The following is a 14,725-nucleotide window of genomic DNA, read 5'->3' on the forward strand; positions in this document are numbered from 1 at the left end:
GCACGATCGCCGGCACCAGGGCGTGCCGCCGCGCGTCCTCCGCGGGGATCAACTGCGTCACAAGCTGCGTGGCCTCCGCCTCCGCGAGCGGATCGAGCGTCAGCACGCGGACCAGTGAGGCTCGGGCGAGGTCGGCAATGACGGCGCCGAGCGGCGCGTCCGCCGGCGTCTCGGTGTCGCGGTAGGCACCGATGATCCGGAGCGTCGCGCTATCGGCGGTGAAGGCGAGCGACCGCAGCAGGTCGAGCGCGTCGGGGGCGGCCCAATGCAGGTCGTCGAGGATGAGGAGGGTGCCGCATTCACCGGCCACGGCGTGGAGGTAATCGGTGACGGCCCGGAAGAGGAGGTGACGCGCCGACTCGGGCCGGAGTTGGGCGGCGTCCTGGCCGTTGCCGGCGGGCGATCCGGCATCGTCGTCGCCAAACGCCGATAAGAGACGGCCGAGCCGCTCGGCGTGAAGCCGCACCGCAGGTCGGTCTGGCGGCACCGGCTGCCCCAGGGACGTCATGAGTGCGTCGGTGAGCGGGGCAAACGGATCGAGCGTGCGGGGCTGGCAACCACCACGAACGACGTACCAGCCGGCCTCAGCGGCCAGCGCCTCGGCTTCGTCCAGCAGGCGGGTCTTCCCGATACCGGGCTCACCGACGAGGAGAAGAACCGAGGGACCAGGCCCCGCCAGCAGCCGCCGCAACTCGGCCTGTTCGCGCTCGCGTCCGGCCAGCGGGCGGGTCACCGTCTCCGGCTCGTCGGGATGTCCGCGCGCTCCCCGCAGCGCCGCGATCTCCGCCTCACCAAGGCCGAGGGCCTCGGCCAGGCGATCGAGCGCCGCCGCGGCAAGACGGCGTTGCCCGCGCTCGAGCTTGCTGATGTAGTCGACACTGTAGTTGGTTCGCTCGGCGAGCGCTTCCTGGGTGAGCCCGGCCAGCCGGCGATAGCGCCGCAGCAACTCCCCGCGGGTCGGACGCCCTGCTCTGGTGCCTTGTGTCTGCTCGCTTGCGTACACGACCCGGCGTGTCCCCCGCTGCCGTCCCCAGCGCGCCGGCGAACCACCATCGAGGCGGCGATACGTTGGTATCGCGTAATTCGTTGCGTACCATAGCCTGACTCACAATGTCAAGTGTCGCCTTCGGTCATTCCCGACATGCGCGACTGCTCGTTTTCGTGACGCTCCTCTGTCATCTGCCATCCTGAGCGGAGCCGCCCGTCGTGGGGGTGACAGGCGGCTCAGTCGAAGGAAGGCTCGGCTGTGATGCAGCCGGGATGGGCGATCCTTCGACTCAGCCGGGCTTGGTAGACGACGGAGCGGAGGAGGCCCGGCTCCGCTCAGGACGGCAGATGCACGAGCGTCTACCCGATGTGGGTACGCATCGGACGATCCAGGCGAGGCGCTACCGGCGGATCGGCCAGCCGACTGCCACCCCACCTGGCACGACGGGCAGCCGCCGGAACAGCGCCTGCACCAGGCGAGCCACCAGACCCACGACGTCGTTCCGCGCCGTCGGCAGAAGATGGCCGTCGCACGTGCTTCCATGAGCGTCGCTGTTGGTCCCGTCCGGGCAGGTGGTATTGCCCCAGTGCACCCCGGTCAGGCGTGCCGCACCCAGCAGCGCCCCCGACAGATCGGCATCAGTGAGATCGGCGCCGCGCAGGTCGGCTCCGGCCAGATCGGCGCGCACCAGGCGAGCCCCGCGCAGGTTGGCCCCTGCCAGGTTGGCCAGCCGCAGCGAGACGCCGGTTAAATCCACCCCCACTAACGTGGCCCCCGGGAGTTGAGCCTTCTGCAGATTAAGCATCCCCTGACTGTTCCGGTATGCACTGAGGTCGGTGTTGACGTACTGGGTCAGGGCGGCTGACGTGCTGGCGGCGACGTTGGCGTCACCCGAGTAGGCGGCGGTGATAACGTGCGTTCCCGCGGCGAGGCTGGCGGTGGTCAGGGTGGCGGTGGCCACGCCGGCATTCGAGGTCAGCGTCACCGTGCCCAGCGGCGTCGCACCGGCGAAGAAGGTGACCGTGCCGGTCGGCACCCCGGCGCCGGGCGGCAGCACCGTCACCGTGGCGGTGAGCGTCACCGGCTCCCCGGCGGTCACCACGGGGCGGTCCGTCACGCGACTGACCTGCGAGGCCGCCTGCTGCACGGTGTGGGTGAACGCGGGCGCCTCACTCGGCGCATAGGTGGCATCGCCGCTGTAGGCGGCGCGGATCGTGTGCTCCCCGGCGCTCAGCGCCGCGGTCGTACAGGTCGCCGTCAGCGTGGTCGGATCCAGCGGGCGGCTCTCGCACCCGGGGATACTCGCCCCACCCGCGGTGAAGCCAATCGTCCCGCTCGGCGCGGTGGCACCCGGTAGGGTGGTCGACAGGGTGGCGGTGAAGGTGACCTTCTGCCCCCAGACCGAGGGGCTCGGCTGCGCCGCCAGCCCGAGGCTGGTGGCGATCTTGTCCACCCGCTGCGTCACCGTGCCGGAGCTTCCGTCGTAGAAGTCGTGCCCGCTATACGACGCCGTGATGCTGTGCTCGCCGAGGCTCAGCCCCGCCGTCGTGCACGTCGCCGTCCCGTCCGTCGCTAGCGCCAGGGCATCGCAGCCGGGGATGATCGTATTCCCGTCCGTAAAGGTGACCGTCCCGCCGGTGGGCACCGGTGACACCGCCGCGGTGAAGCTGACCGCCTGCCCCACCATCGAGGGGTTGGGGTCGGCAGTGACCGACGTCGTCGTTGGCTGCAGCACTGTCTCGGTGATCGTCGCCGTATCCGTCGTGCCGGACGGGTACTCGACCGTGACCGTCACGGTGTAATGGCCCGGCCGGCCGTATGTGTGGGACAGTTCGAACGCCGTATGGTAGCCGTCCTCCATCTTCGTGGGCGAGAGGAACACGATCCCGTTACATTGGGGGCACGGAGGAGCCGTATTGGTGGTCACGTTCGACACTCCGTCGCCCCAGTCGACCGTCAGCGCCAGCACGTCGTGCGGGCCGGCGTGCTGGATCCAACCCTTCACGACGGTCGCCGTCCCCAGCGGCACCTTCACGTTGTTGAAGAATCCGGGGGCACATGGCAGGAAGTCGGAGCACGGGGTGAGGAGGTGCACTTCGGCCGGTACCGCCGTCACGTTGACCTTGAAATCCGTTGTTGCCCGTCGGCCCTCTGAGTCGGTCACCTCCAGTCGGATCTCAAACTCACCGCTAGTGGGGAACACGTACTTCGCAGGATTCCCCGTGACAGTGACCGTGTGTCCACCACACACCAACGAGCCGTCCACGATGGTGCAGTGCAACACATCGTCCAGCGGCTTGTCCTTGATCACCCACCGGTACGTGAGCGCGGCACCGATGGGCGATGTCGCCTGCGCGCGGAGCTCGACCTCCTGTCCCTGGACGGGGTTCGCCGGGGAGAGGCTGATCGAGGCGGGATCGATGACCGGGACCGGCGGAGGCACGACTCTGGCCTCGTACTCGTTCCCATCGCGGTCGATATAGCGGATGCTGTCGGAGACCGCGCAGATCCCGTCCTGGTCGCACGTCTCCGCGTTGAGCGACGCGCCGCTGTCCCCGGCCAGCGACACGAACTTGTACGCGCCCTGCGCGTCCCGGACCAGCCAGGCGTACTGCGCCTTATCATCCCAGTCGGTGTACATGATGCGGAGCGATTGGATCTCCTGGCTCGCCTCCCCGTCGTTGGTCACCACCGACAGCGTGTTGCCTTCGGAATCGGTCACCGTCTGGATGAACCAGACCCCTTTGAGGCGTGCCGTCGTCGTCCACTCGGTGGTCTTGTTGTACCAGGTGATCGTGTTCTGGAGAGTCTCTTGCCCGCCGTTCACGCTCACCATGAACAACGGATCGGTTTGGGCGTTGGCCGGCGGCGGGGGTGGAGGGTTGAGGCAGGTCGGTTTGTTAAGCGACAGAATCCTGTTGTCGCAGGCCTCGGTGATCATCGGTAAGGGCAAGGTGGCCTGCACGAAGAGGCTGTAGAGTTCGCCGACTTCATCCTTATCATCCAGCATCGATCGGATGTCGTACGACTTGGTCGGCGCCTCGACAATCAACGTGTGGATCTTGCCGGGTAACTGCTCAATGGTGACGAGGTCAATCAGGTGGATGGTCGTGACGACGACGAAGAGGATCACCGCGGCCACGATGGCACCCACGCCCGCGGCGCTCACCGCCCCGGCGTTGGCCGCGGCGACGGCAGCGGAGTTCGTCGCGGGCGACCCGATAGCGGCCAGCGTGGCTGACGACAAACCGCTGACCCACCCGGCATGGGGAAAAACCGCGAGCTGGAATGCCGTCCCGGCCAGGACCGGCGCCAGCGTGACGCCAAGCGTGCCGGCAACGGCCATCCCCGCGGTCACGGTGCCGAGTCCGACCACGAGCGCGATGTCGCGGAAGGTTATGGCGAACTCGGGGTTATTGATGGCCTCGTAGTTGGCGCGGGCCTCCCCCCATTTCACGAACTGGTCGTATTCCGGCACGGGGGGCGGGGTGCCGATGATGCCGCCGATGCCGCCTCCCGGCTGAACGCAGTCGGCCGGCATGACGCTGTTCGTCCCCCGGAAGATGTTCCCCTGATACTCCGTCTGGTAGGGAGCCGGCGACCGGTAGACGCAGTAGCCGGCCTGGGCCTGGGCCTGCGCTTGCCGCAGGGTCAAGCCGACACACGACCCGCCATTGCACATGCCGTAGTTCAGCGGAGGAAGTTCCAGGTAGTTCCTCAGAGCCTGCTTTTCATCCGTGGTATCCTCGCCGCGCGCGACCGCGTCGTAGTACTGATCCACGAGATCGTCGAAGGCTTCTTGACTGTACCCCGCCCACTTCACGTACTCCTGACCCGCGTACCGGGCCTGCTGCATGCGCTTTTGACGGACGAGGCCGGTGAGCCAGTCGACGGCTGCTTGTTGTTCTGGGGTACGCTCGTTGGCCTCGGTCTTGATCGCCTCGACCACCAGGGCCCACAGCTCGGCGAGCGCATCGTTCCGCGCCCAGGACTTGACGGCCCAGGCGTCGGATGCGGGCAGACCGTGGCTCGTCAGGACGTTCTGAATGGCCTTCTCCTGCATCGACGCCCATGGCCCGCTTCTGATAAGCGGCGGAGATGGATCGGCAGCACGCACCGAGGCCACCTGCAGGTTCGGACCCAGCGCCATCACGGCGACCAGGAACAGGATCAGCCCCCTCGAGGCGAACCGCTTGCGGCGCCGCGGGCCCGGTTCATGCAGTCCCGCGCCGCGCACCGTCGTGCGGCCGGCAGGGGAGCCAGGACGCACCCCGCCGTGGAACAGCGCCGCGATCACCGCACGAGCGATGGCAATGACGCCTTTCATGGGCATGCTCCTCTATCGCCATGATGACGAGAGTCACTACACGTAATCTGGTCGGGCGCGGACACGATGTCCACAGACAAACCCGGACAAACAACCCGGACAAACCGGAAATCGCCGCGGGTTCGTCGCCCGAACCCGACACGCCAGCGCTGGAGTACAATCCGGCCGTGCCCTGACCGACCGGAGACGAACGGAGGCCGGTGAGATGCGCGAGATCCACGTCGACCGGATCGCGGAGGCGGTACGCGACGCCTGCCTGGAGGCGAACTATGTCGCCGGGGCGGACGTGCGTCGGGCCTTCACGGTGGCACGGGAACGGGAGGTCTCGCCCCTCGGCCAGCAGGTGCTGGAGCAGATTCTGGAGAACATGGCCATCGCCGAGGCGGACCGAGTGCCGATGTGCCAGGACACCGGCACCGTGGTCGTCTTCGCCGAGGTCGGCCAGGATGTCCACCTCGTCGGCGGCGGATTCGAGGAGGCGATCAACCGAGGCGTCCACGAGGCGTACCACGTGGGGTACCTGCGCAAGTCGATGGTCGAGCGCCCCTTCACCGCGCGACGCAACACGCGGGACAACACACCGGCCATCATTCACACTCGCCTGGTGCCGGGCGACCGGGTGCGGCTCGCGATCCTCGCCAAGGGGGGCGGTGCGGAGAACATGAGCCGGCTGGCGATGCTCACCCCGGCCCACGGGCGCGAGGGGATCGTGCGCTTCGTACTGGAGACGGTACAGCTCGCCGGGCCGAACGCCTGCCCGCCGGTGGTCGTCGGCGTCGGGATCGGCGCGACCTTCGACCGGGTCGCGACGCTGGCCAAGCAGGCGCTCCTGCGCGAGATCGGCAGCGAGAACCCGGATCCGGAGGAAGCGGAGCTGGAGGCAGAGCTGCTGGCCGCGATCAACCGCCTCGGCATCGGCCCACACGGCTTCGGCGGGCGGATCACCGCGCTGGCGGTGCACGTTGCCTCGGCCCCCTGCCATATCGCCAGCCTGCCTGTCGCGGTCAACCTCCAGTGCGGCCCAGCCGCCCGCCACCGGGAGGTGGAGATTTAGGGCGTGGGATGTGTTGCGTGTTGCGTCATACGTCATACGTCACCCGTGGTGCTCCCCTCTCCCCTGGTGGGAGAGGGGCCGGGGGTGAGGGGGACGCATGACGCATCACGCACAGGGAAGGGATGACGGATGGAGTTCGCGGAGGTCGTGCGGAAGCGGCGGATGGTGCGGCATTTCAAGCCGGACCCGATCGACCCGGCCGTGGTAACCCGGATGCTGGACCTGGCCCGGCGGGTGCCCAGCGCGGGTTACACCCAGGGGCAATCGTTCGTGGTCGTGACCGACCCGGACATGCGGCGGGCGGTCGGGAAGCTCTGCGGGGAGGACGAGTACGTCGCACGCTTCGGCCACCGCTGGATCTCCGAGGCGCCGGTCCAGGTCATCCCCTGCGTCAGCGAGGCTGCCTACCACGCGCGCTACCAGGAGCCAGACAAGCTGCGACCCGACGGCACCGAGATCGAGTGGCCGGTGCCCTTCTGGTTCATGGACATCGGCATGTCGGTGATGACGCTGCTCCTGGCGGTGGTCGACGAGGGGCTGGCTGCGGGCTATGCCGGTATCCCCGAGACGGCGGCGCTTCGGGATCTGCTCGGCATCCCGCCGGAGGTGACCCCGGTTGGAGTCATCCCGATCGGCTACCCGGCGCCGGACGTTCCCTCGCCCTCACTCAAGCGCGGCCGCAAGCCGCTCGAAGAGGTGGTCCACTGGGAGCGGTGGTGAGGAACGTGATGCGTGATGCGTCATGCGTCATACGTCACCCGTGGTGCTCCCCTCTCCCCTGGTGGGCTCCGTCCGAGAGGGGCCGGGGGTGAGGGGGACGCATGACGGTTGACGCATAACGCACCTCACCTCGCCCCGGGGACGTTGATGCCGAGGGCTTGCAAGAAGACGGTGCTGGCCAGGTAGAAGAGGATGATCATCAGGATGCGCACCAGCAGCGCGCCGCGGGTCCGGCGGGCAAGCCGCGCGCCCGACTGCGCCCCGAGCATCATCCCGAGCACCGCCGGGATCGCCACTGCCGGATCGATGAGGTCATTCAGGTAATAGATCAGCGCGCTCGCGACGACGGTCGGCCCGACCATGAAGGTGCTCGTCGCCGTGGCGGCCTTCACCGGCACCTGCATGATGGCGTTCATCGCCGGCACCTGGACCGCGCCGCCGCCGATGCCGAGCATCCCCGAGATCATCCCGGCTCCGGCGCTGATACTCATGCCGGGTGCGAGCCGCCGCGGCGTGTAGCAGACCTCGGTGCCGCCGTCGATGGCGCGATCGTAGTAGCTCGCGGTCAACCCCAGCGGGTCGCGCTCCGCGGGCGGCGGTGACGGCCGCGCCCCGCGGCGCGCCATCACAATGATCATGCCGAACAGCGAGACCGAGTAGACGATCCGCAGCGCATTGGGCGAACTGTGCACCGCAAGCAGACCGCCGATAATCGAGCCGACGGTCGTCGGCACCAGCATCAACAGGGCCAGCCGGATGTTGGGCATCCCGTCGCGCAGGTACACCGACGCTCCGGCCGCGGAGTTGACGACGACGCTCACCCCGCTCGCCGCAATCGCCGTCTTGAGGGGGATACCGAAGAAGACCGAGAGGATCGGGACCACAAAGACGCCGCCCCCCAGCCCGACCAGCGAGCCAAGCACGCCGGCTCCGGTCGCCGTCAGCAGGATCCCCAGCTCCGTCAGCAGGTTCACATCTACGCTCCCCGTGTCGCCAGCGCGATCACCACGCTGAGCACCAGAATCGTCAGCACGAGCCCGGCGGCGGCGGCGTAGAGCCGGTCACGCTGCCGCAGGCATCCGTAGGCGAGGGAGATGAGGCCGTAGACGGGAGCGAAGAGGATCGTAAGAAGCCCGAGGCTGACGATGGCTTGCGCGTCAAACGCGAGGAGCCGCTCCGGGAGGTCGGACGGCGGCACGGTCGCGCGCGGCAGGTCGCCAACCTGCACCAGGCTGACGACGGTACCGAGAATCAGGAACGCCATCCCGATCAGGGTGACGATCCGCAGGCCACGAGCAAGGCGCAGCCGCAACTCCGGTGCGATCGCCGGTCGCTGTCTTGACACCGGCTCACCGGCTGTGTCGCTCTGCTCCTGCGCTGCTCCGAACACGGGCAGGTCCACCCCTCCTCACCACGCTGGTCGGTCTGCGCTGGTCATGATGACCGAACAAACTCTAGCACGCGAGCGCAGTCCTGGCACGCCCATTGCATTTTGAACAGTAGGAACAGTGCGTCAAGACCAACGCCTGGGTTCCCTCTGGGCGTAGCGAGCGATGCGCACTGTTTCCCCGGCGCGGAGCATGGCCGGCCAGCACTGGTCGTCATGCGGAGTAGAGAGGATCGTCCCGCATGAGTATCATTGCGTGGATCGTCATCGGGGCATTGGCAGGCTGGATCGCCAGCATGATCGTGGGCACGAACGCCCAGATGGGATGGCTGGCCAATATCATCGTCGGTGTGATCGGCGCGTTCGTGGGCGGGCTGATCTACGGCCTGATCACCGGCGCGGATTTCATCGCAGGCTTCAATATCGGCACGCTCATCGTGGCGGTTATTGGGGCGATTATCCTCCTGTTTATCTACCGAGCCATCACCAGTCGAGCCTGACCGTATTCCCACGCTCGCCTGCAACAACCCCGGGAGCATGCTCCCGGGGTTGTTGTGTGGGCCGCATGCCCGAGCGCCGGTTCTTTTCCAAAGCCGCGCACGGCACCAGAGCAGATGCACCTGCTCAATTGGACATTGAAGCAGTACACTTCGTCGCAAGTGACCTCTCAGGGTTGATCACCCATCAGGGATCATGCGATGAAGTGCCGATTGTATATCGACGAAGTCGGAAATTCAGGTCTGGGTACGTCTCGCAATCCGGATCACCGCTACTTGAGCCTGACCGGGATCATCATCCGGCTTGACCACGTTTCTGACTGGCTGTTTCCACAACTGGAATCTCTGAAGCAATCCTACTTCGATTCCCACCCCGACGAGCCGATCATCTTGCACCGCAAAGACATCGTGAACCACCGAGGTCCGTTCGCTACGCTGCGCGATCCCCGTGTGGAACAGGCGTTCGGCCAGGATATCATCTCCCTGATCGACCAGTGCGAGTTCACAGCGATGACAGTGGTCATCGACAAGCGAGAGCACCTTGAGCGGTATCAGGTTTGGCGATTCGACCCGTACCACTACTCGCTCACGATCCTCCTCGAGCGGTACGTCCGCTGGTTACAGGAGCAGCGTGCCGTCGGTGACGTCATGGCTGAGTCGCGCGGGAAGCGGGAAGATCTGCGACTGAAGGGCGCGTTCGCACGCCTGCTGCAGCAGGGAACCTCGTCTGTCGCCTCTACCGTCTTCGCCAAGCACCTCACGAGCCGGGAACTGAAAGTCAAACCGAAGCAAGCGAACGTGGCTGGGCTGCAACTTGCGGACCTGCTTGCTTACCCGAGCTATCGGTTCGTGTTGGATATGCGCGGGATCAAGCCGCTAACCGGCTTCAACAGTAAGATCGCCGCGTTGCTTGAACAAGGAAAGTATCGCAGGAGTCCCTCAGGGAAGATCGAGGGTTGGGGAGTAAAGTGGCTGCCATAATGATGAACGGCCCCGAAGGGCCGCGAAGGCACTGCCTTCCACCTCCAGCAACTCTGGATTAGCCTCATCCTACACCCATCCTGCACTCCAAGTCAACTGTACGGACGGTATCCACGTGTCAAGACAGTACCTCCATCTGCCCTCTGACACGATTCTGCGACATTTCCGCGTCGGGGTGCTGCGACATGGCCACGGACGTGCGGTAGCCTGGAGGCGAGGCCGCTGGCCGCGGCATGTGCGGCCGGGCATTCTCGGGAGGGCTGGTAGGGATGAGCAGGTCAATCGTCGTCCCCCTGGTCGCGCCGCCTCTCGACGTCGCCAAGGTCTCGCAGCAGGCGCTGCCCATCGCCCGCGCGCTCGTGGCACGCAGCGACGCGCACGTGACGCTGGTGTCGGTCATCGAAGTGCCGCGCGAGTACGCTGCGCTCGTGGGCGCGCTGGGCCTCGAGTCCTCCGTGCGGCAGGATTGGGTCGAGGAGCGGCGTGAGTTCCTGGAGCAGATCGCCCGCACGTTCCCCGAGGGCCGGGCGACGGTCGTGGTGCGCGTCGGCGACCCGGCATCGGAGATACTGGATCTGATCCAAGGCATCGACGATCCGGTCGTGGTGATGACCAGCCACGTTCGGACGGGGTTGCAGCGGGCGTTGCTTGGGAGTGTCGCCTACCGGGTGGTTCATGAGGCGGAATGCCCGACGATCGTCGTACCCGTGAGCAGCGAGGTCACTGGCTCGGAGACCGCACGGCTCCAGCGGATTCTTGTCCCACTGGACGGCTCGAGCTTCTGCGAGCAGGCGATTGAGCACGTGCTGACGGTGCTCGGGCCGCAGGGACTCGAACTTCACCTCCTCCACGTGATCGAGCCACCAACCCTCCACCCGGGCTTCACGGCGCAGGAGTACATGGCAAAGGCGGGCGACTGGGCGACCGCGTACCTCGCGGGCGTCATCGAGCGTCTCGGCCACCGCGGGATTACCGCCGAGGCAGAGGTGCGGACGGGGCGCGTGGCAGAGGAGATTGACCGCGCGGCGCAGGATAGCGGAGCCGACATGATCGCGATGGCGACGCACTCGCGCCGAGGGCTGCGACGGGTCGTCTTCGGCTCGGTGCCAGAGCGAGTCCTGCGCGAGACTCGCGTCCCGCTCTTCCTGCACCATCCGACGGCATCAGTGCAGGTTGACGCAGCGCGCCCGGCGGACGCGACGGCGGCCCCGTCGGAGCCGCGGCTCGTGAGCGAGGTCATGATCCCGCCGGTGATGGCCGTGCGCGAGGGAGCCACGCTGGCGGAGGCGGAGCAACTGATGCGCGAGCACGACATCGAGATGCTCCCGGTCGTGGATTGGCGCTCGCGGCTCGTGGGTGTGATCCGCCGCAGCGACCTGCCCGAGAAGCGGGACGAAGCGTCCGGATAGCGACCCACGGCCGGATCCACTCCTGGGGCGGAAACGGCGCGGGCGAGCACATCCCTCGCCCCGGCGTGTGCGGGTTCCGCACGGAGGAAGGTCAGCGCTCGCCGTCGCGCCAGCGGGTTCCGGGCCGGCCGTCCGGCAAGCTCAGCGGGAACCGGCGGGACGCGGCCAGACCGAGCATCGCCAGCCCGGCGATGCTCGCCGCGCCGAGACCCAGGCGCCCCACCCGGCGCCGTCGGCGCGACGGTTGCAAGACGTCCGGCGACACCGACCAGGCGCTGGCGCTGCGCACGACCACGCGGCGGACGAACGGCGCCGCCAGATCGATCTCCACCTCGGATACGTCTACGCCGCTCGCCCCGGGCGGCGGCTGGTGGGAATCGCCGCGCTGCCCGACACGCGGGGCCGCCACGCGCTCGGCGGCCAGCCGCACCAGGTCGGGCGCGACCTCCGAAGCCGCCGCAGCCAGTGGCGATCGGAGCCAGCGACGCAGACGCCCGCCGGCCGATACCGGCTCGATCTCGACCCGTGGCGGCAGTGCCGGTAGATCTCGGCTCATGCGGTCCTCCTTAATCCGCCCGTCCTCACGTCACTCGGCGACTCCGTAGGATGCTACTCCCGCTGCAACGTTGTCGCACACCAGCGGCCGGTCAGGCAACGTGTTCCTCGATATAGCGTTTGAGGGCGACCGCCTGGTTGCGCTCCTCATCGCGCGCACCGTAGACCAGAGTGACGGTGCCCTGGCGCGCCTGCTCCACGAGTTGTTGCAACGCGGCCTGCTTGCCGGGGTCGCGCAGCTCCTGCGCGTAGCGCTCCTGGAACTCCTCCCAGCGCTCGGGGACGTGGTTGAACCACTTGCAGAGCTCAGCGCTCGGCGCCAGGTCGCGCTCCCAGCGGTCGAGCGCCAGCGCCTCGCGGGACTTGCCCCGCGGCCAGAAGCGATCGACCAGCACGCGGATACCGTCGTCCGCGCTGGGAGGATCGTAGGCACGCTTGAGCCGGATCATGCGTCAGTTCCCTCCGTGACTTGGCTGCCGGATTCGCCCGCCGCCTCCTCCGGCGGGGCGTCCGACTCGGAAGCGGGCTTGGCGCTCGCCTTTCGCGCCTCCCACTCCCGCTTCGCGGCGGCGACGGCCTCCTCCCCGCCCAGATACTTGTCGATCATCTCCTGGAAGCCGAAGACGACGTCCACCCGCACGTCATGGGACGCGTACGCGTGGACGAGGTCCTCGTACCGCTTCCAGTACCAGTCCTCACCGCCGCCGGCTCGGATCTCCCACTCCGGGCGGATCTGCACGACGAGGTTCTGCTCGGGGTCGTAGTAGTCAAAGATGAACTCCACCGCCTGCTCACGCTTGCAGCCGGGGCAGCGGCTGCGGTGCATGGTGCCGAGAAGGATGCCGAGCCGGGCATCGGGATCGGTCCCGACGTTGACGTACCGGGCGACGGGCACCTCCCAGGTGATCCGGCAGTGGGGGCAGCGGATATCGACCGAAGCATACTGTGTCTGCAGCACCATCCATCCCTCACCGGCATCGTCGAGCGGGATCCGTTGACACCCCGCATTATATGCCGAGAGATGCGCAATCGGCTGGATGTTCTGAGCGGATCGTAGAGAGTGAACCGGCTGGATGACAGAAACAGGCCGCAGCGACGGGATCGTTCGTTGACAGGCATGCCTCCCGATTGCTAACATGCGGCCTGATATAGGACTCGTTGTCTTGGGACTGGGGCTGCGAACGCCACTATCGTACACACCTGGGATTGCCGGAGCACGTACGTTTCACCTCCATCCACGTCACCCAAGCAAGAGTCGGCCACGAGGGGAGAGGCGTGGACCGGATTGCTGATCGGGGTGCCGGCACACGGGGGAGCGGATCGCACACCATCCCGCATGACGTCACGGCGACAGCATTCGAATGAGCACGAACCGGGGCTCACCGGCCGTGGTGCGGCACCGGGCTCCGGGTTGGGCTGCGAACCAAACCGGCGTAGGAAGCGGCGCCGCCAGCTTTCCGGGGGCGATGGCTGACCACGCATCGGTGCGCGGTACAGGGAGAGTGGGACGTCTCACGCGTCCTGGACTCATTCGAGGAGGAGGAAGGACTCCAATGTCGAGCCCTCGCGACTTCAATGGGATCGTCTACGACCTACTCACGGGTCGGACGAGCCGTCGCGAATTCATCAAGCGCGCCGCGGCGCTCGGGCTGAGCGCCACTTCCATCGCGGCGATCCTGGCAGCGTGCGGCGGCGGCAGTGAGAGCGACACGACCACCACGACCGGTGGATCCGGCTCGGGTGGCAGCGCGCAGACGCCCACCAGCTCCGGGACTCCGACCGGGGGTGGCTCGTCGGGCAGCGGTGGCAGCGGCAGCAGCGGTGGCACCCTTGACCGCCTGGTCATTGCGCTCGGCGCCGACGCCCGGACCCTGATCCCCAACACCATCGTCGACGCCACGACCAACTGGCAGATCGAGAACATCTTCGACCCGGTCCTGCGGCGCGACCCGAACGACAACTTCCGCATCGGTCCCTGGCTGGGAGAGTTGACCTCGATCGACGACCTCACCTGGGAGATCAAGATCGTCCGCGACGACATCAAGTTCCACAACGGTGAGCCGTTCGACGCCGAGTCGATCAAGGTCTCGCTTGAGTACGCGCTGAACCCCGACAACAACAGCCACTACCTGGAGCGCTACAAGCCCATCACCAAGATCGAGGTGATCGACCCGATGACGGTGCGGCTCACCACCTCCGAGCCGTACCCGATCCTGCCGACCCGCCTGGCGGACCTCTACCCGATCCCGCCGAAGTATCTGGAGGAGAAGGGCATCGAGTACGTCTCCCAGAACCCGGTGGGGACGGGGCCCTTCAAGTTCAAGGAGTGGGTGCGGGACGAGCACCTGCTTCTCGAGCGCAACGAGGACTACTGGCGTGGCCCGGTGGCGATCGAGACGCTCGAGTTCCGCTACATCCCGGAGTTCTCCTCGCGGCTGTCGGCGCTGCTGGCGGGTGAGGTGGACATCATCAAGGACGTCCCGGTCGACGCAATCGAGCGCGTCAACAGCAGCGGCATCGCCCGGGCGGAGGAGATCCCCTCGTCCCGGGTCAACTACGTGGCGCTGGTCAACAACCGCGAGGGCAGCATCTTCGCCGACAAGCGGGTGCGCCAGGCGGTCAACTACGGGGTGAACGTCGATGCCATCATCGACGGGGTGTTCCAGGGTCACGCGACCCGCATGGCCGGCGCGCTGTCCAAGATCAACCCGCAGGTCGATCCGAGCATCCAGCCCTACCCGTACGACCCGGAGAAGGCCAAGCAACTGCTGCAGGAGGCCGGGATTCAGCCGGGGACCGAGATCATC

General features: G+C 67.2%; 13 protein-coding genes. 6 read left to right on the plus strand and 7 right to left on the minus strand.

The features are described from left to right. A partial coding sequence (locus tag IRZ30_RS10240; RefSeq protein WP_294084936.1) for an AAA family ATPase occupies positions 1-1,003 on the minus strand: 1,003 nt, incomplete at its 3' end. A 385-nt stretch (positions 1,004-1,388) separates the two neighbouring features. Continuing rightward, positions 1,389-5,315, minus strand: coding sequence for an Ig-like domain repeat protein (locus IRZ30_RS10245; protein WP_294084937.1), 3,927 nt, complete (start codon positions 5,313-5,315; stop codon positions 1,389-1,391). A 205-nt stretch (positions 5,316-5,520) separates the two neighbouring features. On the opposite strand from IRZ30_RS10245, the gene IRZ30_RS10250 reads away from it, so the two are divergent. After that, positions 5,521-6,369 (plus strand): fumarate hydratase, encoded by an 849-nt coding sequence (locus tag IRZ30_RS10250; RefSeq protein WP_294084939.1) that lies wholly within the window; start codon positions 5,521-5,523, stop codon positions 6,367-6,369. A gap of 129 nt (positions 6,370-6,498) precedes the next feature. After that, complete coding sequence (locus IRZ30_RS10255) at positions 6,499-7,089, plus strand: nitroreductase family protein (protein ID WP_294084941.1); 591 nt, start codon at positions 6,499-6,501, stop codon at positions 7,087-7,089. Positions 7,090-7,214: 125 nt separating this feature from the next. Here the strand turns inward: IRZ30_RS10255 and IRZ30_RS10260 are convergent, their stop codons facing one another. Beyond that, positions 7,215-8,063 carry a sulfite exporter TauE/SafE family protein gene (locus IRZ30_RS10260; protein WP_294084942.1) on the minus strand — a complete coding sequence of 283 codons (849 nt, stop codon included), beginning with the start codon at positions 8,061-8,063 and terminating at the stop codon, positions 7,215-7,217. 2 nt (positions 8,064-8,065) lie between these two features. Further along, on the minus strand, positions 8,066-8,479 hold the full coding sequence (locus tag IRZ30_RS10265; protein WP_294084943.1) for a DUF1634 domain-containing protein: 414 nt from the start codon (positions 8,477-8,479) through the stop codon (positions 8,066-8,068). Positions 8,480-8,718: 239 nt separating this feature from the next. Here IRZ30_RS10265 and IRZ30_RS10270 point away from each other — a divergent pair, with 239 nt between their 5' ends. The 3 genes from IRZ30_RS10270 to IRZ30_RS10280 all read left to right on the plus strand — a co-directional run bounded on the left by IRZ30_RS10270 (position 8,719) and on the right by IRZ30_RS10280 (position 11,363). Then, positions 8,719-8,976, plus strand: coding sequence for a GlsB/YeaQ/YmgE family stress response membrane protein (locus tag IRZ30_RS10270; protein WP_294084944.1), 258 nt, complete (start codon positions 8,719-8,721; stop codon positions 8,974-8,976). Between the two features lie 198 nt (positions 8,977-9,174). After that, positions 9,175-9,954, plus strand: a complete 780-nt coding sequence (locus tag IRZ30_RS10275) for a DUF3800 domain-containing protein (protein WP_294084945.1) — start codon at positions 9,175-9,177, stop codon at positions 9,952-9,954. A 269-nt stretch (positions 9,955-10,223) separates the two neighbouring features. Continuing rightward, a complete protein-coding gene (locus IRZ30_RS10280) occupies positions 10,224-11,363 on the plus strand; it encodes a universal stress protein (RefSeq protein ID WP_294084946.1) in 1,140 nt (379 codons plus the stop codon). 91 nt (positions 11,364-11,454) lie between these two features. On the opposite strand, the gene IRZ30_RS10285 is transcribed toward IRZ30_RS10280, so the two are convergent. The 3 genes from IRZ30_RS10285 to IRZ30_RS10295 form a co-directional block, all read right to left on the minus strand. After that, positions 11,455-11,919, minus strand: a complete 465-nt coding sequence (locus IRZ30_RS10285; RefSeq protein WP_294084948.1) for a hypothetical protein — start codon at positions 11,917-11,919, stop codon at positions 11,455-11,457. Between the two features lie 91 nt (positions 11,920-12,010). Then, a complete protein-coding gene (locus tag IRZ30_RS10290) occupies positions 12,011-12,367 on the minus strand; it encodes a DUF488 domain-containing protein (protein ID WP_294084949.1) in 357 nt (118 codons plus the stop codon). Next, entirely contained in the window at positions 12,364-12,879 is a 516-nt protein-coding gene (locus IRZ30_RS10295) for a CpXC domain-containing protein (RefSeq protein WP_294084950.1), read from the minus strand. Before IRZ30_RS10295 ends, IRZ30_RS10290 begins: the two co-directional genes overlap by 4 nt. Positions 12,880-13,471: 592 nt before the next feature. Here IRZ30_RS10295 and IRZ30_RS10300 point away from each other — a divergent pair. Beyond that, a partial coding sequence (locus IRZ30_RS10300) for an ABC transporter substrate-binding protein (protein WP_294084951.1) occupies positions 13,472-14,725 on the plus strand: 1,254 nt, incomplete at its 3' end.

The sequence above is a fragment of the Sphaerobacter sp. genome (genome assembly GCF_019683595.1).
In the GTDB taxonomy this organism is placed as follows: Bacteria; Chloroflexota; Chloroflexia; order Thermomicrobiales; family Thermomicrobiaceae; genus Sphaerobacter.